The sequence below is a fragment of the Ancylobacter vacuolatus genome (genome assembly GCF_030813595.1).
GTDB classification, from domain to species: Bacteria; Pseudomonadota; Alphaproteobacteria; order Rhizobiales; family Xanthobacteraceae; genus Ancylobacter; species Ancylobacter vacuolatus.
This window is the reverse complement of sequence record NZ_JAUSUH010000010.1, coordinates 79,114-97,158: the sequence shown is the minus strand read 5'-3', so window position 1 is coordinate 97,158 and position 18,045 is coordinate 79,114. Positions and strand designations below refer to the sequence as shown.

8 protein-coding genes are annotated in these 18,045 nt (G+C 67.4%); 7 read left to right on the top strand and 1 reads right to left on the bottom strand.

The features are described from left to right. The first annotated feature begins 199 nt into the window (after positions 1–199). The 7 genes from pncB to J2S76_RS18535 all read left to right on the top strand — a co-directional run bounded on the left by pncB (position 200) and on the right by J2S76_RS18535 (position 11,635). Entirely contained in the window at positions 200–1,492 is a 1,293-nt protein-coding gene (pncB, locus tag J2S76_RS18565; protein WP_307062850.1) for a nicotinate phosphoribosyltransferase, read from the top strand. Between the two features lie 378 nt (positions 1,493–1,870). Beyond that, positions 1,871–3,103: an SH3 domain-containing protein gene (locus tag J2S76_RS18560; RefSeq protein WP_307062848.1), complete on the top strand. Its 1,233-nt coding sequence runs from the start codon at positions 1,871–1,873 to the stop codon at positions 3,101–3,103. 130 nt (positions 3,104–3,233) lie between these two features. Beyond that, positions 3,234–4,256, top strand: coding sequence for a Gfo/Idh/MocA family protein (locus J2S76_RS18555; protein ID WP_307062847.1), 1,023 nt, complete (start codon positions 3,234–3,236; stop codon positions 4,254–4,256). Between the two features lie 11 nt (positions 4,257–4,267). Further along, positions 4,268–5,422 (top strand): DegT/DnrJ/EryC1/StrS family aminotransferase, encoded by a 1,155-nt coding sequence (locus J2S76_RS18550; RefSeq protein WP_307062845.1) that lies wholly within the window; start codon positions 4,268–4,270, stop codon positions 5,420–5,422. Between the two features lie 90 nt (positions 5,423–5,512). Continuing rightward, positions 5,513–7,063, top strand: coding sequence for a murein biosynthesis integral membrane protein MurJ (gene murJ / locus J2S76_RS18545; RefSeq protein ID WP_307062843.1), 1,551 nt, complete (start codon positions 5,513–5,515; stop codon positions 7,061–7,063). Positions 7,064–7,199: 136 nt separating this feature from the next. Beyond that, complete coding sequence (locus tag J2S76_RS18540) at positions 7,200–8,444, top strand: efflux RND transporter periplasmic adaptor subunit (RefSeq protein WP_307062841.1); 1,245 nt, start codon at positions 7,200–7,202, stop codon at positions 8,442–8,444. Positions 8,445–8,461: 17 nt separating this feature from the next. Further along, a complete protein-coding gene (locus tag J2S76_RS18535) occupies positions 8,462–11,635 on the top strand; it encodes an efflux RND transporter permease subunit (RefSeq protein ID WP_307062839.1) in 3,174 nt (1,057 codons plus the stop codon). A 545-nt stretch (positions 11,636–12,180) separates the two neighbouring features. On the opposite strand, the gene J2S76_RS18530 is transcribed toward J2S76_RS18535, so the two are convergent. After that, positions 12,181–17,928: an apolipoprotein A-IV repeat region-like domain-containing protein gene (locus tag J2S76_RS18530; protein WP_307062837.1), complete on the bottom strand. Its 5,748-nt coding sequence runs from the start codon at positions 17,926–17,928 to the stop codon at positions 12,181–12,183. Positions 17,929–18,045 lie beyond the last annotated feature (117 nt).

The window sequence follows — 18,045 nt, the reverse complement described above, 5'->3', positions numbered from 1 at the left end:
GATGCGCTCCTGTCGAAGAAGGGCCCGTAAGCGAGTACGGGCGTTGGAGTGCACTTAAGCATCGGATTGGCCGTTCCAAGTGCCGGAACGCACGATGGCGCTGAACGCCCGAGCCGGCCGGCGCTGCCGTCACTGGCGTGCCCTGCATTTTCGGCCGGCATGCTCTAGAAGGGGAGGCCGGGCAAACGGGGCCTACCGCATGATCGACATCGCGACTCGCGTCTACAATCACACGTGGAAGATCGACCCGATCGTCCGCTCCGTGCTCGACACGGATTTCTACAAGCTGCTGATGGCGCAGACGATCTATCGTCGGCATTTCCACACGCGCGTCACCTTCGGCATCATCAACCGGACGAAGAGCGTGCGAATCGCCGACTTCGTCGACGAGGGCGAACTGCGCGAGCAGCTCGACCATGTGCGGACATTGTCGCTGACGCGCGGGGAATCGACCTGGCTGCGCGGCAACATGTTCTACGGCAAGCGCCAGATGTTCTCGCCGGATTTCATCGCCTGGCTGGAGACGTTCCGCTTTCCCGCCTATCACCTCGAAAAACGCGACGGGCAGTATGAGCTGACCTTCGAGGGGCCGTGGATCGAGACCACGATGTGGGAGATCCCGGCGCTCGCCATCATCAACGAGCTGCGCTCGCGCGCGGTGTTGCGCAGCATGGGCCGCTTCGAGCTGCAGGTGCTCTATGCGCGGGCGATGACGCGCGTCTGGGAGAAGGTCGAGCGGCTGAAGGCGCTGGGCGGCGCGGGCGTCGCCGATTTCGGCACCCGCCGGCGGCACGGCTTCCTCTGGCAGGACTGGTGCGTGCAGGCGATGATGGAGGGCTTGGGCGAGCGCTTCCTCGGCACCTCGAACTGCCTGATCGCGCTGCGGCGCGAAGTGGAGGCCACCGGCACCAACGCCCATGAACTGCCCATGGTCTACGCTGCCCTGGCCGAAACCGACGCGGAACTCGCGCAGGCTCCCTACAGGGTGCTCGCCGACTGGCAGCAGGATTATGAAGGCAATTTGCTGGTGATCCTGCCCGACACGTTCGGCACCAGCCATTTCCTGGAGCAGGCGCCGGACTGGGTGGCGGGCTGGACCGGCATCCGTATCGACAGCAAGGACCCGATCGAGGGCGGCGAGGAGGCGCTGCGCTGGTGGCGGGCACGGGGGCAGGACCCGACCCAGAAGCTGGCCATCTTTTCGGACGCCCTCGATATTGGCGACATCGAACGCATCTACCGCCACTTCCAGGGCCGCCTGCGGATGGGCTTCGGCTGGGGCACGCTGCTGACCAATGATTTTCGCGGCTTTGCCCCCGAGGGGCGACTCGATCCGATTTCCATCGTCTGCAAGGTGATCTCGGCCGATGGACGCGCAACCGTGAAGCTCTCCGACAACCCCACCAAGGCTATGGGGCCGTCCGAGGAGTTGGCCCGCTACCAGCGAATATTTGGTGAGCTGACCGCGCCGGCGCGGGCGGTGCTGGTGTAGGGGCGCAAGCTGGATTCCCACAACTTATTGCATCCATTGGGTTAATTTGATGGGCGCTTAACAGGTGGGGCCAAGAGTTGCCGCAATCTTTGTTCATAAGGAAATTTCCGGCATGTGACATTCTTGCATCAAAGGGCAAAGTGCCGGTAAGTTGTCACCCGTCGCATACGAAGGCGGTTTACGGAACTCGGTCGCGGGCCTTCGGGCGCCGGCCCGAATGGACTGGAAGAACGCATGCGAAGTGGTCAGCGCCGCACCCCTGAACTGGCCGTCCGTGCCTCCGGGCACTGCCGGCGCGCGCACCGTGCCGACGCTTCCGCCCCTACGGTTTCTTCCGTGCTTCCCCGCCTTTCCCCCGTAGCGTAGAGTCTCCGCGCCATGCCAACGTCATCGCAGCAACCGCGCGGAACCGGGCTCTCCTCCTCTCTGATTTCCGATTTCCGGACCATCGTCAGCTCCCTCGAGCAGGAAAAAGCCGACCGTCATGGTGGCGGCGCCGAGGCGCCGCCCGCCGAGCGTCCGAGCAAGGGCAGTGAATCGCGCTCGATGGGCGATGTGCGCAGCCGCCTCGCGGCTCTCGGAGATATGGGCGATGTGCTTTCCGCCCGCCCGGCGGCGGCGCGGCCGGAAATCGGGAGCGCCTCCAGTGCCGATTCGGCCCAGGCGGCCCGCCGGCGCAGCTTCGGCAGCTCGGCGCGCCAGCCGGGAGAAGCCGAGACGCGGCGCAAACGCAACGCTTCCAAAGATGTCATTACCTGGCAGCGGCTGGGCGTGCTTGCCATCTTCATGGCGGTGGTCGGCGGCGGCGCCGTCCTGCTGCAATCGCTGGCCGCCCGCGAGGAGGCGAAGGTGGCCCCCGAGGTGATCGGCAACGCCGCCGTGGCCAGCGTCGCGCCCTCGGCTGTTCAGCCTGAATCGGGTGCTGGCCCGGCCGCCGCCGTTGCGCTGGTCGAGGTGGCGCCCGCCGCGCCGACGCCAGCGGCCTCCTCCGCCCTCGTCAACGCCCTGCCGGGCAACAGCATCCCGCCCGTTCTGCGCAACACGGCGGCGCCTCTCGACGCGGCCGGCGACACTCTGCCCGTGACGGCCTTTGCAGCGCCGGACGCAGACGTCGGGCCTCTATCGGCCCCGGTCGTTCCGGAGGCGGTGGAGGCCGAGCCCGCCGTCGCCTCGATCGAGTTGACCGCGGCTCCCGCGACGGTGGCGCTGCCGAAGGAGATTCCCCTGCCGCCTTCGCGCGCGCGCGAACGTCAGGTGGCGGCCCTTGCGGCTCCGGCTGCGGAAGCCCAGCCCGCCGCCCCGGCTGAGGCCGCCGAGGAAGGCGATACACCCGCAGGGTTTGGTGGCGAGCCGATCGGCACGGCTGTGACGCGCCGTCCCGTCACCATGCGGGCCGCGCCGAAACGGGGTGCGGCTGCCATCGGCAATCTGCCGGCGGGCCAGAAGGTGGAACTCGTGACCTGCCAGCAATGGTGCGAGATCATCGTCGAGGGCAAGCGCGTCTTCGTCTACAAGAGCTTCATTGACGCTGGCGGCACGGCGGGCGCCGCTGCCGCTGCGGAAGGAACGGGCGGGGCCTCCGAGGCCGACGAGGCAACCGCCGCCGAGTGAGCGCCGTCGGTAACAGGTTGAAGCAATTAGTGAAGCAGTTGGCGCGGCTTTGCGATTCCGCCTCTCTCGCCACGCTTGGGGGCGCGTGTTAGACCCCCGACGACGAATTCAGTTGAAAGGATATGCGCGCATGGTTCAGGACCCGGGCGGGGCAGCAATGCCCGTTCGCGTCGGCGTCGTCGGCGTCGGCATCATGGGTTACAACCACGCCCGCGTGCTCACCGACCTACCGGGCGCCGAACTGGTCGGCATTGCCGACCCCGATGCCGGCCAGCGCGAGAAGGTGGCGGCCCTCCTTGGCTGCCGGGCCTTTGCCAGCCTTGACGAGCTGGTGGCGCAGGGGGCAGACGCGCTGGTCATCGCTGCTCCCACCCATCTGCACCACGATGTTGCGCTCGCGGCCATTCATGCCGGCATGCATGTCCTGGTCGAGAAGCCGATCGCGCCCAGCGTTGCCGAGGCGGAGGCGATCGTCGCCGCCGCCAAGGCCAAGGGCGTGGCGCTGGTCGTTGGCCATGTCGAGCGGTTCAATCCGGCGGTCGAGGCGGTGAAGAACGCCATTCGCGACGAAGAGATCCTCTCCATCGCCATCACCCGCGTCGGACCGTTTCCGCCGCGCATGTCGAATGTCGGCGTGGTGATCGATCTCGCGGTGCACGACATCGACCTCATCTGCCATTTCACCGGCTCGCACATCGTCGATGTGCAGCCGCAGGTAAAGGCAGCGGTGGCGGCGCGAGAGGATATCGCGCTGCTGCAGTTCCGCACCGCCAATGGCGTGCTGGCGCATATCAATACCAACTGGCTGACGCCGTTCAAGGCGCGCACCGTGCATGTCGCCACCCGCAAGAAATATGTAATCGGCGACCTGCTCACGCGGCAGGTGACCGAGTATTTCGACTACAAGCCCGATGGCAGCTATTCGATGCGCCACCTTCCGGTGGCCTATGCCGAGCCGCTTCGACTTGAGTTGCTGCGGTTCCTGGATGCCGTGCGCGGCGGCTCGGCCCCGGCCGTGACGGGCGAGGACGGCGTGGCCGCCATCGCCACGGCAATGCGCTGCCTCGAAGCGCTGGAGCCGACACCGACAGAGCCGCTGCCCGCTGAGCCGACGCCTGCTGAGCCGACGCCCTTGCGCGCCAGCGTGGCCTGAGAGGAAGACCGATGAATTCGCATGTGAAGACCGAACTGGCGCCTATTCCGTTCGTCGATATCGCCGCCCAGCGGGCACGGCTGGGCAGCCGGATCGATGATGCGGTGGCGAGGGTTCTCACCCATTGCCGGTTCATCAACGGGCCGGAGGTGACGGAGTTGGAGCAGAAGCTCGCCGCCTTCGCCGGCGCGAAGCACGCCATCGCCTGCTCCAGTGGCACGGACGCGCTGGCCATGATCCTCATGGCCTGGGGCGTGAAAGCGGGCGATGCTGTGTTCTGCCCCGCCTTCACCTTCTGCGCCACCGCCGAGGTGGTGCCGTGGGTGGGCGCAACCCCGGTCTTCGTCGACATTCTCGAAGACACCTTCAACATGGACCCGGCGAGCCTGGAAGCGGCCATCACGGTGGCCAAGCGCGAGGGCCTGACGCCGAAGGTTGTGGTGCCGGTCGATCTGTTCGGCCAGCCCGCCGACATGGACGCCATCGAGGCCATCGCCACGGCGCATGGCCTCAAGGTGCTGTGCGACACCGCGCAGGGCTTTGGCGCCACCTGGAACGGCCGGCGCACCGGCTCCTTCGGCGATGCCACCGCAACCAGCTTCTTCCCCGCCAAGCCGCTCGGCTGCTATGGCGATGGCGGTGCGGTGCTGACCGATGACGATGAGCTGGTGCCGGTGCTGAAGAGCGTGCGCGAGCACGGCCAGGGCGTCGACAAGTACGAGAATGTCCGCCTTGGCATGACCGGCCGGCTCGATACCATCCAGGCGGCGGTGCTGCTGGAGAAGCTGGCGATCTTCGAGGACGAGATCGCTGCCCGCCAGCGCGTGGCCGAGCGCTACAGCGCGGCGCTGGGCGATGTCTGTGCGGTGCCGGCCGTCGACCCGCGCGCCACATCGGTCTGGGCCCAGTACACGATCCGGCTGCCGCACGGCGTGCGTGACGGGTTGGCGGCGGCGCTGCAGAAGGATGGCGTGCCGACCGCCGTCTATTATCGCCTGCCGATGCACCGCCAGCCGGCCTATGCGCAATTCCCCATTGCAGGGAACGGCCTGCCGGTCTGTGAGCGGCTGGCGGGCGAGGTGATCAGCCTGCCCATGCATCCCTATCTCGACGAGGCTGCCCAGGACCGCGTCATCGCGGCGGTGCGCCGCGCGCTCGGCGCCTAACGTTCGGCGGGACTGGCGAGGCGAGGGCGGGGAGGCTAGCTTTCCGCCCGCACCCGCTTCCGGCAGCCATAACTCCTCCGTCGGCATTCCATGATTCGCAGCATCTTCACCGTCGGCGGCTGGACGCTTCTCTCGCGGCTGACGGGTTTTGTCCGCGATATCGTCATGGCCGCCGTCATCGGTGCCGGACCGCTGGCAGATGCGTTCTACATCGCCTTCCGCTTGCCCAATCATTTCCGCTCCATCTTCGCCGAGGGGGCGTTCAACACCGCCTTCATCCCCGCCTATGCGCGCGTGAAGACGGTGGAGGGCGAGGCGAAGGCCCGGACCTTTGCCGACGGCATCCTCACCGGCGTGGTGCTCGTGCAGCTGGCGATCCTTGCGGTCGCGCTGCTGGCGACCGACTGGGTGGTGGCGACGTTGGCGCCGGGGCTTTCGGGCGACCCCCAGCGCTTCGCCCTGACGGTGGATTTCACCCGCATCACCTTCCCCTATCTCGGGCTGATCGCGGTGGTGACGCTGGTCGGTGGCGTGCTCAACGCCAATGACCGCTTCTGGGCGGCGGCCGCCGCCTCGATCCTGCTCAACGTCGCCATGGTCGCCACGCTCAGCGTGGCCGGTCTGTTTCCCACGGCCGGCCATGCGGCGGCGTGGGGGGTGCTGATCTCCGGCTTCCTGCAGCTCGGGCTCCTCGTTTTCGACGCCGAGCGACATGGGCTGGGTCTGCGCTTCGGCCGGCCAAGGCTCGACCCGGAAATGCGCGCCTTCCTGATCGCGCTGGGCCCGGCGATCATCGGTTCGGCCGGCGTCCAGCTGGCGATCTTCGCCGATACCATCATTGCCTCGTTCCTGCCGGAAGGCGCGGTAGCGGCGCTGTTCTATGCCGACCGGATCAACCAGCTGCCGATCGGCGTCGTGGGCATTGCGGCGGGCATTGTGCTGCTGCCGGAGATGTCGCGGCGTATCGCCGCCAATGACCTCGATGGAGCGCGCTTTTCCCAGTCGCGGGCGATCGAGCTGACGCTGCTGCTGGTACTGCCCTTCCTGGCGGCCGCCTTGACGATCCCCGAGATCATCATGCGCGGCCTGTTCATGCGCGGCGCGTTCACCGCCGAGGCCGCGGCGTCGGCCGGGGCGACGCTGGCGGCCTATGGCATCGGCCTCGCGCCCTTCGTGGTGGTGCGCGCCTTCATGGCCCCGTTCTATGCGCGGGGGGATACGCGCACGCCCGTGCTGGCGACGCTGGGGGCCGCCGTGATCAATATCGGCCTGAAAATCCTGCTGATGGACACTCTCGCGCAGGTCGGCCTCGCCTTCGCAACCTCAATAGGCGGCTGGATCACCGTGCTGGTGCTGGCCTATCTTGCCTACCATCGCGGTTATGAATGCGGCGACGCGCAGTTGTGGCGCAGCCTGCCGCGCCTCGCGCTGATCGGCGCCGCCATCGCCGCAGCTCTTTTCGCTGCCGCGCGGTTCGCCGGGCCGTCTCTGGTCGCCTTCAGCCATGGGCGCGACGAGGCGTTGCTGGCAGTGTGCGTTGCAGCAGGCGGCGCTGTTTATGTGGCCCTGGTGCTGGCGCTGTTCGGGCGGCGCTACCTCAGGGGCCTGTTGCGCGGGCGGCCGCCGGTTGTGCCGAGCTGACGATATATTGCTTACGCGGTGCAGCATAACTGTGGTAGTTCGCAGCGGCGTCTTGGGCTCCGGGCGGGGGGCGTCCATGAAACGCGATCTCGGGACAGGGTCCCGAAATGCCTGAAGAGCCTTCTCGGAGACGGATATGATGACCGCGCTGCCGCGCCTTTCCCTCGCTGCCCTCTCTCTGACTCTGGCGCTGGCAGGCTGCTCCGAGCCGAATCAAGGACAGCAGGGGGCGCCGCCTCCGCCGACCGTGACGGTCGCTCACCCGACCACGCGCACCATCACCGATTACGACGAGTATGTCGGCCGCTTTGCCGCCGTTGACCTGGTGAATGTGTACGCGCGGGTCTCGGGCTACCTTGAGAAGGTGGCCTTCACCGACGGCCAGATTGTAAAGCAGGGCGACCTGCTGTTCACCATCGACAAGCGGCCTTTCCAGGTGGCGCATGATCAGGCGCAGGCCAATCTGCAGCGCGCCCAGGCCGAGCTCGATTTCGCCCAGTCGGACCTGCAGCGCGCCCAGACGCTGATCGACGACAAGACCTCGAACGCCATTTCCAAGCAGGCCTATGACCAGCGCCTGCAGAGCGAGCGCACCTCCCGCGCGGGCGTCGCGGCGGCGCAGGCCGCCTTGCAGGCGGCCCAGCTCGACCTCGATTTCACCGACCTCAAGTCGCCGGTCACCGGGCGCATCGGTGACCGCAAGGTCTCGGTGGGTAATCTCGTCACTGGCGGGTCGGGCGGCACCAATACCAACACGCTGCTCGCCACCATCGTCTCGCTCGATCCGATCTATTTCGAGTTCACCTATGACGAGGCCTCCTATCTGCGCTACCAGCGCATGTCGAAGGCGATGGGCGACAAGGGTCAGTCGATTCCGGTCAAGCTGGGGCTGATCGACGAGAAGGGCTTCACCCACGAGGGCACGCTCGACTTCGTCGACAACCGCATCAGCGAGGACACCGGCACGATCCGCGGTCGCGCCACCTTCGCCAATCCCGACGCCACGTTCACGCCGGGCATGTTCGGCCGGATCGAGGTGCCGTCCTCGGCCCCGCATGAGGCGCTTCTGGTGCCGGATGTCGCCATCGGCACCGAACAGACCCGTAAATTCGTCTATGTGCTGCAGCCGGGCGACCAGCCGCAGGCGCCGCAGATGAAATATGTCACGCTCGGCCGCGCCTATGACGGCCAGCGCGTCATCACCGGCGGGCTGGGCAAGGACGACCTCGTCGTGGTCAACGGGCTGATGCGTATCCGCCCCGGTGCGAAGGTGGTTGGCAAGCTGGACACGCCGCCGGCAACCCCGGCCGCTGGTGGTGGAACCGCCGCGGGCGCTGCCGAGACGCCTGCCAAGGCCTCCGCCACCCCGCCCGCGAACTGAGCGCGGAGGCGGTCCCCATGCGTTTCTCTCACTTCTTCATCGATCGCCCAATCTTCGCCTCGGTGGTTTCCATCGTGGTGATGATCCTGGGCGCCGTCGCCTTCGTCGCCCTGCCCGTGGCGCAGTATCCCGACATCGCGCCGCCCGTGGTCAATGTCAGCGGGCAGTATCCGGGCGCCAGCGCGGAAACCGTGGCGGATACGGTGGTCGCGCCGATCGAGCAGCAGATCAACGGCGTCGAGGGGATGCTCTACATCTCCTCCAACTCGACGGCGGACGGGCGCTTTTCGATCGCCGTGACGTTCGATATCGGCACCGATCTCGATATCGCGCAGGTGCAGGTGCAGAACCGTGTCGCGACAGCGACGCCACGCCTGCCGCAGGACGTGCAGCAGATTGGCGTCACGGTCGCCAAGTCCTCCCCGGACATCCTGATGGTGGTGAGCCTGTTCTCGCCGGACGATTCCCGCGACTCGCTGTTCATCTCGAACTACGCCAACCTGCAGATCAAGGACCAGCTTCAGCGGGTGCCGGGCGTCGGCTCGATCACCGTGTTCGGCTCGCGCGACTATGCGATGCAGGTCTGGCTCGACCCGCTGAAGCTGCAGGCGCTGAATCTGACGGCAGGCGACGTCACAGCGGCCCTCCAGGCGCAGAACCTTCAGGTGGCCTCGGGCGTGCTGAACGCGCCGCCCGTGCCGAACCAGATGGGCTTCCAGGTGGCGGTGCGAACCCTCGGGCGACTTTCGACGCCGGAAGAGTTCGGCAATATCGTCGTGCGGGAAACCGGCAACGCCGTGGTGCGGCTGCGCGATGTGGCGCGGATCGGCATCGAGGCGCAGGACAATTCCTCGATCTCCTATTTCGACTCCAAGCCGTCGGTCGCGCTCGGCATCTTCCAGCTGCCAGGCTCGAATGCGTTGGCCACCGGCGAGGCGATCGAGGCCGCGATCAAGGAGATTGCCAAGGGCTTCCCGCCCGGAGTGACCTATTCCACCGCCTACAACCCGACGCAGTTCATCGCGGAATCTGTCCGCGCGGTGGAACACACCATCATGGAGGCCATCGTCCTCGTGGTGATCGTGGTGGTGCTGTTCCTGCAGAGCTGGCGGGCGGCGATCATCCCGATCCTGGCGATTCCCGTCTCGCTGATCGGCACCTTCTTCATCATGAGCCTGTTCGGCTTTTCGCTGAACAACCTCTCGCTATTCGGCCTCGTTCTGGCGATCGGCATCGTGGTGGACGACGCCATCGTGGTGGTGGAGAGCGTGGAGCACAACATCTCCACCGGCCTCAGCCCGCGCGATGCCGCCTACAAGACCATGGACGAGGTGGGCGGGGCGCTGGTGGCGATTTCGCTGGTGCTGGCCTCGGTGTTCATTCCCTCGGCCTTCATCACCGGCATTTCCGGCGAGTTCTATCGGCAGTTCGCGCTGACTATCGCCGGGTCGACGCTGATCTCGCTGCTGGTGTCGCTCACCCTCTCGCCCGCGATGTGCGCGCTGCTTCTCAAGCCGCACAAGGGGGCCGATCACAAGCCGGCTTGGTATGCCCGACCCCTCACCGGCTTCTTCCATTATTTCAACAAGGGCTTTGACGGTGTCTCGCGCGGCTATGGCTGGCTCACCAGCAAGCTGGTGCGCATCGCCGTCGTCGTGTTGCTGGTCTATGTCGCCATTCTCGCCGGCGGCTTCCAGCTGTTCCGCACCACGCCGCAGGGCTTCATCCCTGCGCAGGACCGCGGCTATCTCATCGTCGCGGCACAGCTGCCCGGGGGCGCGGCCCTCTCGCGCACCAATGCGGTGATGACCAAGGCGGCGCAGGAGGTTCTGGCGACCCCCGGCGTGGCGCACGTAGTCAACATCGTCGGTTTCTCCGGCGCGACCTTCACCAATGCGCCCAATGCCGGCGCCATGTTCGTCATCCTCGGCCCGGCGGCCGAGCGTGCCGAGCATCCCGGCCAGTCTGCCGCCGCCATCCAGGGTACGCTGTTCGGCAAGCTGGCCTCGGTGGAAGAAGCGCAGATGATCGTCGTCATGCCGCCGCCCGTCGCGGGCATCGGCAATGCCGGGGGCTACCGCATGATGATCGAGGATCGCGGCGGGCGCGGCTATGAGGCGCTGCAGGGCGCGGTCTATGCCATGATGGGGGCGGCCAACCAGACGCCGGGGCTCAAGCAGGTCTATTCGCTGTTCGAGACCTCGACGCCGCAGCTCTTCCTCGATATCGACCGCACCAAGGCGCAGCTGCTCGGCGTGAACATCGCCGACGTGTTCTCGACGCTGCAGACCTATATCGGCTCGTCCTATGTCAACGACTTCAACCTGTTCGGCCGCACCTACCGTGTGCAGGCGCAGGCCGACGCACCCTACCGGCTGACTCCGGACGACCTGCTGCGGCTGCGGGTGAAGAATGCGGAGGGACAGCTTGTGCCGCTCGGCTCCTTCACCACGGTGAAGGACATCTCCGGTCCCTACCGCGTGCCGCGCTACAATCTCTATCCGGCGGCGGAACTCGACGGCGACACCATGCCGGGGACCTCGCAGGGGCAGGCGATCCAGAAAATGCAGCAGATCGCCGCCCAGACACTGCCGGATGGATTCGCCTTCGAGTGGACGACGCTGGCCTATCAGCAGGTGAGGGCGGGCAATACCGCGATCTTCGCCTTCGCGCTGGGCGTGGTGTTCGTCTTCCTCGTGCTGGCGGCGCAGTATGAGAGCCTGACCCTGCCGCTGGCGGTGATCCTTATCGTCCCCATGTGCCTGATCGCCGCCGTGGTGGGCATCCAGCTACGCGGACAGGACAACAACATCCTGAGTCAGGTCGGCTTCATCGTCCTGATCGGCCTGGCGGCGAAGAACGCGATCCTGATCGTCGAATTCGCCAAGCAATTGGAAGATCGCGGGGAAAATCGCTTCGTCGCGGCGACCGAGGCTGCCAAGCTGCGCCTGCGGCCGATTATCATGACCTCACTGGCCTTCATCTTCGGCGTGGTGCCGCTGGTCATCGCCACCGGCGCCGGCGCCGAGCTGCGGCAGGCGCTGGGCACGGCGGTGTTCTCCGGCATGATCGGCGTGACCATTTTCGGCCTGCTGTTCACGCCCACCTTCTACGTGACCGCCCGCTGGATCGCCGGCTTTGGTGAACGCCGCCGCGCCCGCAAGCAGGAAGTTGCGTCCGAGCCGCACTGATGCCGGCGGCGCCTTCGCCGACTGCAAAATAGAAAGCCCCGCCGCTCCTCCCGAGCGGCGGGGTTTTTCTTTGCCCGCCGCTCGGGAGGCCCGAGCCGGAACGGTAGAGGCCGCGCCCGTCGGCTGAAGACGGAACGCCACGTTTGGGTGCGCGGCCTATCCCGGGCCGGCATAGGGGCTCTACGGCGGCAGCTCCGTCTCTCCCCCAGCCGGAGGAGCGCAGATCGTCCCCGCGCCTTCGCTTGGTGCGCGTGCGGGCGGCGGGGCTGAGGGTCCATATGGGCGCGCGGCCCGTGGCTTTGGTCGGGCCCCCAACCATTTTGCGTATCGGCGGCGGGCCCGGTTCTCCCGACCTGACGGGTAATCGTGGATCCGCCTGTGCTGCGGCTCCAGGAAGGCGGTGCCGGAGAGGGGACTGATGGAGGCGCCTGTTCCTGCTGGTCGGGAAGGGGGAGACCTGCCCGGCATGGCCGGCCAGCGTGCCCAAACAAAAACCCCCGCACAGGGCGGGGGTTTTCATCAGGCGAGGTCGGCTTAGGGGCGCGTCAGTCGAAGCGGCCGGCGGCGTGGGCCAGCAGCGTATAGACCTTGCCCGTATCCGAGGTCAGATAGGTCTTGGTCAGCTCCTGCCCGCGCTCGTCGCGCGAGACCTGCTCGAGCAGTCGCTCGAACTCGCCGATATAGCGGTCGACCGTGTCGCGGAATTCGAGGTCGCGCCGATATTTGCGGCGGATTTCCTCGAAGGTCTGCTGCCCCTGCATGGTGTAGAGCCGGCGGGTGAAGACATTGCGCTCACCCTTCTTGTAGCGCTCCCACAGATCGACCGCGGCCTCGTGGTCGATCATCCGGGCGATGTCCACCGACAGCGAGTCGAGCGACTCGATGGTGTGGTGCACCGGCCGTTCGGGCTGCCCCTGGCGCGGATCGAAATTGCGGGGGGGCGTGACAGGAACGCTGCGAGGAACGGGGCCGGTCGGTGCCGGGCCTTCGCCATCGGACGCGCGGGCCAACAGCTCGGAAAGCCAGCCGCCCTTGTCGGCTCCGCCACGCTCCGGCGTCGGCGGGGTGATGTTAGCGCGGCGCTGCGGCATGGCACCGCCATTGCCGTTGCCGCGCGGCGGATCGAAATAGGAGGGGACTTCTGAGCGGGCCGGCTCGGGGCGCGGCGCGGGCGGCTGGGCACGCGAGACCGGTGCGCGGGGAGCCGGGGCCAGCGGCGCGGCCGGGAGCGGCGCCGGGCCAACCAGCGGGCCGGCGAGGCGCGGGCGCGGCCCGGCATCGACGTCGAGGGTACGACCGTGACGCGAGACGATCTCGTTCAGCTCGGCCAAGGCCTTGATCTGCTCAGCCACCGTGCGGCGCATGGCGGAAGCGTTGGCCTCGGTTTCCTCCGGCAGCTCCAGGATACCGCGCTTGAGTTCCTCGCGGGTCGTCTCCAGCAGGCGCTGGATGTCGAGCACGGAGGCGCGCAGCGCCTGGGCGGCGCCGGAGAAGCCCTGATTGGCCTGTCGCATCAGCGTGTCGACCTCACGCACGGCCTGCTCATAGGTCTCGTGCAGGGAGGCGACGGTACGCTCGCGCTCGGCTTCGGTCGTCTCGCGCACTTCCTTCTGCTGGCGCACGATGGCGTCAGTCGAGGAGCTGGCTGCGGCGAGGATGGACTGGGAGATGGCGCCCACGCGCTCCTCGGCGCGGCCGAAGGTGCTTTCCAGCGTGCTGGTGTAGTGCGACAGCCGCTCGTCGAGCTCGGCGGTGCGCCCGGAGACCTGCTCGGCGAGGGCGAGAAGCGCCTCGTGCCGGCCGCCGAGCGTATCGTCGAGGTTCTCATGCGCGCTGCCAAGGGCGTTGGCGACGTTGGTGATGAGGTTCGCCTGCTCGCCGAAGGAATGGCTGAGCCGGGCGACATCCTTGAGGACGTCGGTGGAGACGGCGCGGAGATCGCGGATCTGCTCGTCCATGCGGGAGGAGGCGAGCGTGCTGGCTTCCTCGACATTGGTGACCGTGCTGCGGAAGGCTTCCAGCCGCTCGGTGATTGTCTTCTCGGTTTCGGCGAGGTTGTTGACCGAACTGGCGAGCACGTCCTGAAGCTGGACGTTCACATCGCCAAGCCGTTCCAGCAGGCCGGTGACGTCGCCTTGCAGCGCTTCGTTCGTCGCGGCGATTTCAGCCACGGCGGACCGGCCGCTGGCCGCGATCGCCTCGATCAGGCCGCTGCCACGGCCCTCGAGCGATGCCGCGAACTGTTCGGCCAGCCGGGCGAACTCCTCGGAGGCGACGTTGGTGGCCTGGCGGGCGCTGTCGACGAACTGGACGCCCTGACCGCCGAACTCGTCGACGAAGCGGGCGAACTCCTCGGAAACGCCGCCGGTCGCCTGGCGAACGCTTTCGACCAGCTGGGCGCCGCGCCCGTCGAACTCGTCGACGAGGCGCGAGAACTCGCCGGATGCAATTCCGGTCGCCTGACGGGCGCTGTCCACCAGCTGGGCTCCGCGCCCGTCGAACTCGTCGACGAGGCGGGAGAACTCGCTGGAGGCGATTTCGGTCGCCTGGCGGGCGCTTTCCACCAGCTGGGCGCCGCGTCCATCAAACTCGCTGAGCAGCGTATCGCCAGCGCGGGCAATCTCCTGCGTGACCTGGCCGCCGATCTGCTGAAGCGAGGTCGACACCTCGCCGGTGGCAAGCCTGAGCGAGGAATTGACGTCGCTGCCGACCGACTGGAGCGAGGCGGTGACTTCACCTCCTGCGGCCTGCAGAGAGGCAGCGACGTCGCCAGTGATCTGCTGCAGCGAGGAAACGACATCGCCGCTGATCTGCATGAGCTGGTCGGCCCGGCCGGTGGTCGCCGTCTCGAAGGCCGAGATGATGGCGTCTGAACGGGTTTCCAGCGTGTTCAGCAGGTCATCGCTGGCGCGCATGATGTCGGAGACCGCACCGTTGCGGGTGGTGTCGAGCGCCGTCACCAGGTTCTGGCGGTGATCGTCGATGGCCGAGAGCAGTTCGGTGCTGGCGCGGGCGATCTCGCTGGTGATGGAGATGCTTCGGTCTTCCAGCGCCGTGAGAAGGCCATTGCCGCGCTCTTCGACGATGCGGGCGATCTCGTCGGTGCGGGAATCGAAGAGCGTCGTCACCTCGCCGGCACGATCGACCAACGTGCGGCTGACATTGTCGGCGAGCGAGGTCAGGCTGCTTTCGATCTCGGCGGCTTCCGTGCGGAGCTGGCCGGCGACCGCGCCAATGCGCTGGCCGAGGAGGTCGGCCATGGCGGCGCCGCGCACCTCGACCGAGGTGGCGACATTGTCGATGCGGCTGACGACGGTCGCCTCGAAGCGGCCGACCCGATCGTCCAGAGACGTCGCGATGTCCTGGGCTCGTGCCGCAAGGGTGCGGTCAGCCTGGTCGATGTGCTGCGAGAGCTGGTCGGTGATGGTGCCGGCGCGCTCATCGAAGAAGCTGCTCAGCATTTCCAGCGACTGACTCATCGCGTCATTGGCCTGGCGCGCACCTTCCGACAGCGTGTGGGCGAATTCGACGGTACGGTTGCCGAGCGTCTCGTTGAGGCCGTCGACGCCCCGATCCAGCACGCCTTCGATGTTGGCAATGCGCATGTCGAGCGCGGCGGCGACCTGCTCGGCCTTGTTGGAGACCTGGTCGTCGAAGCCGGAGAGGTTGGTGTCGATGGCGCGGGTAACGGCCTCGACGCGGTCCGAAATCCGCTGAACGAGCTCGCCGCCATGGCTGTGAAGGACGCCATCGAAGTCCCGCAGACCGTCGACGATCTGGCGGCCGAGCGTCGAGGTGTCGGTCGAGATACGGTCGGCGATCTCGCCGCCGCGGACGCTGACAAGATCCTCGATGTTGCGGAACTGCTGCTCCAGATGGTCGCGCATGTTTTCGCTGCGCGTGGTGAGGTCGGAGGCGAGATAGTCGGCCGCCTCGCGGAACTGCTCGGTCACGCGGGCGCCATTGTCGGCGAGGGTCTGCGCCGCCTCGGCGCCGACATGGGCGAGCTGCTGGGTCAGGGCCTGGCCCCGATAGTCGATGTCCTGGGAGACGCGGCCCGCTGCCTCGGCAAGGGCGTCGTGGATGCCGGTGCCGGCCTGCGAGAGCTGGTGGACGACGCGCTGGCCGGTTTCGCCCAGGAGGCGCTCCAGCTCGGCGCCGCGCACGGCGACGGCGTCGTAGATTCGGTTGCCGGTGTCGGCGATGCGGTCCGCAAGGTCGTCGCCGCGCACGGTGATGGTGTCGGCGACCCGGTTGCCGGTTTCCTCCAGCTTGCGGACGACTTCGCCGCCGCGCACCGAGAGGTCGAGCACGAGCGCATCGCCGGTGCTCTTGAGCGTCTGATTGACCTGACTGGCCCGAATGGCGATCTCATCGGCCAGCCGCGTGCCGGTGCTCACCAGCGCGTCGGTGATCTCGTCGGAGCGAGCGGTGAGGGTGCTGGTGAGGTTGATGGTGGTGGCGGAAAGCTTGTCACCCATCTCCTCGGTGCGCAGGTTCACCACATGCGACAGCTCGGCGGCGGTGCGCAGCAGGCGATCGCCGATCTCGTCGGTACGCGCGGCCAAAGTGTCGCTCAGGTTTTCGGTGACACCGGCCAGCTGGCGGCTGATCTCATCGGTCCGGGTGGCGAGAGTGTCGGACAGGTTTTCCGTGACGCCGGAGAGCTGGCGGCTGATCGCATCCGTGCGCGAGGCCAGGGTGTCGGTGAGGTTCTCGGCGATGCCAGCAAGCCGCAGGCCGATTTCGTCCGAGCGCGCGGTGAGGGTCTTGGACAGAGTGTCGGTGGCGCCGGACAGCTGGCGGCTGATGTCGTCGGTCCGGGTGGACAGCGTGTCGGTCAGCTGGGTGGTGACGCCGGAGAGACGGTCGCCGATCTGCTCGCTCTGCGCTGAGAGGGTCGAGATAAGGTGGTCGCTGGCGTCGGAGAGGTTGGTGTTGACCTCCGATCCCGTGGCCTGCAGCCGATCGATGAGGTCGCCGCCCTTGTCGGAAAGGGCCTCGATGATGGTGTCGCCGACGCGGCCGAGCGCGAGCGTGATGTGCTCGCCACGGTCGGAAAGCGTATGGGCCACCCGGTCGGCGGCCAGCATGACGGTCTCGTTGATGCGCTCGCTGACGTTGCCGACTTCCTCCGCGAAGGTGTACTGCGAGGAGGCGATCGTCTCGCGCACATGCTCCGTCTGGGTCAGTATGGCATCGCGTTCGAGCTGCAGGCGCTCGATCAGCTGATGCATCTTGCGATTATTGTCGTCATAGGCCTGGGCGAGAGCCGCGACCTCGCCCCGCACGAAGGCTTCCGCCTCGCTGGCGCGGGTGACGGCCTGCTCCAGACCTGCATATTGGGCGAGAGTGTCCGGCGAGACGCCAGCGGGCATCTGGATCGCGGTAAGGCCAGCGCCCGTAGCGGCAACGGCCGGCGAGGGGACAGGGGCGGGTGCCGGGGACGGAGTCCGGGCCGGCTCGGCCAGGCGGATGGCGACCTGCGCCATCGAATAGGCGACGATCCGCATTTCCTGCATGCGCCGCACCATGGCGGCGAGCACGAGGAAGAAGATTGGGGGGATGATGGTCGCAGCGACGCCGGCGAGGAAGCCGGGGGCGTTCACCATCGCGGTGAGGTTGCCGGTCAAGCCGCCGAACTGGGCCTGCAGCAGCACCCCGCCGGCGACGAGCCAGGCGAGCGAGGCGATGGTCGCCAAAACATAGGGCCCGGAGGACGGCCGGCGCTGGAGCGAGGACAGAAGCTGACCGATGCTCTCGCGGTCGTCATTGGCCGCACGGCGCCCCTTGGGGCCCGATCGCGACGTATCCGAAGTCTCAGTTTCCGCACGGGTCTCGCCGCGCGTCAGGGCGGCGGCGGCACCGGCGGCCGCCGCGCTCGCCGCTAGGGCGGGGGCGACCGGGGCAAGGTCCGCCTCGCTGGGAGAGGCGGCAAAGTCGAAATTCGGCTCGCTGCTCCGGTCGAGCTCCGAGGCTTCGGCAAGATCAGCTTCCGTCAGGGTGAAACCGTCATCGTCGAGCGAAGAGGCTTCCAGGTCCTGCGGGTCCGTCGTGTCGCCGAACAGGTCGATGTCATCGAGAAAGCGCGAGGAGCCGGCCTCGCCGGCCGCGCCGGCGCGGGTTTCGATGCGCGGGCCCTCTGGTTCGCGGGCCGGGGGAAGCTCGAAGTCGTCCTGCGCCGATGGGGCGAAGCCGTCATCGGGCGAGTGGTCGAGACTCAGGGCCTCCTCGATAGCCGACAACGCGGCCTCGGCGGGATCCTGCTGAACCTTCTTCGTATTCGTCGACATCGGCGCCTGCCTCCGGTCCGTACTCTACTCCGACCGGCTTGCGCCGTCGGGCCGGGGTTTTGCGGAGTTGTGGTATTCCCGTCAGCGGGAGAAGTTCCGCACTTGACGAGAGGAACG

Excerpts from the sequence above, each read along its gene's own strand:
- J2S76_RS18560 (WP_307062848.1), top strand. The coding sequence starts at position 1,871 with ATGCCAACGTCATCGCAGCAACCGCGCGGAACCGGGCTCTCCTCCTCT.
- J2S76_RS18540 (WP_307062841.1), top strand. The coding sequence starts at position 7,200 with ATGATGACCGCGCTGCCGCGCCTTTCCCTCGCTGCCCTCTCTCTGACT.
- J2S76_RS18530 (WP_307062837.1), bottom strand. The coding sequence starts at position 17,928 with ATGTCGACGAATACGAAGAAGGTTCAGCAGGATCCCGCCGAGGCCGCG.
- J2S76_RS18535 (WP_307062839.1), top strand. The coding sequence starts at position 8,462 with ATGCGTTTCTCTCACTTCTTCATCGATCGCCCAATCTTCGCCTCGGTG.
- pncB (WP_307062850.1), top strand. The coding sequence starts at position 200 with ATGATCGACATCGCGACTCGCGTCTACAATCACACGTGGAAGATCGAC.
- J2S76_RS18555 (WP_307062847.1), top strand. The coding sequence starts at position 3,234 with ATGGTTCAGGACCCGGGCGGGGCAGCAATGCCCGTTCGCGTCGGCGTC.
- murJ (WP_307062843.1), top strand. The coding sequence starts at position 5,513 with ATGATTCGCAGCATCTTCACCGTCGGCGGCTGGACGCTTCTCTCGCGG.
- J2S76_RS18550 (WP_307062845.1), top strand. The coding sequence starts at position 4,268 with ATGAATTCGCATGTGAAGACCGAACTGGCGCCTATTCCGTTCGTCGAT.